This window comes from Treponema sp. R80B11-R83G3 (assembly GCF_054786115.1).
Window position 1 is genome coordinate 1 of the sequence record NZ_BDHF01000504.1, and the last position, 441, is coordinate 441.

A 441-nucleotide genomic window follows, 5' to 3' on the forward strand; every position below is an offset into this window, starting at 1 on the left:
CGGTTGGCGAAGGCGGCATGGTTGTTACGCGCAATTCGGACTTGTTTGAAAAACTGCGTCTTCTGCGTTCTCATGGAATGTCCGTCCCCTCTTTTGACCGCTACAAAGGCAGGGCAGTCTCCTATGACGTACAGTCGCCGGGCTTAAATTACCGTATCCACGAAATAAGTTCCGCCCTTGGGCTTGTCCAACTTAACAAACTTGAAGACGCGAATGAAAAAAGAAAAAAACTCACGGAACACTACTACAGCCGCCTTGATAAATATCCGTCCGTCTTAATCCCTTTCAGGTTTTTTTCTCGCGGAAAGCCAAATTATCACATAATGCCGATTTTGCTTTCAGAAAAAATCGACAGGGCGGCGGTCATAGAATCAATGAAACAAGACGGTATCCAAACCAGTATCCATTACCCCGCAATTCAAAATTTCAGCGCATACAAAG

1 protein-coding gene is annotated in these 441 nt (G+C 45.6%); it reads left to right on the forward strand.

What is annotated here, in order from left to right; translation table 11 throughout:
- A partial coding sequence (locus tag ACYVRH_RS14685) for a DegT/DnrJ/EryC1/StrS family aminotransferase (RefSeq protein ID WP_461257603.1) occupies window positions 1–441 on the forward strand: 441 nt, incomplete at both ends.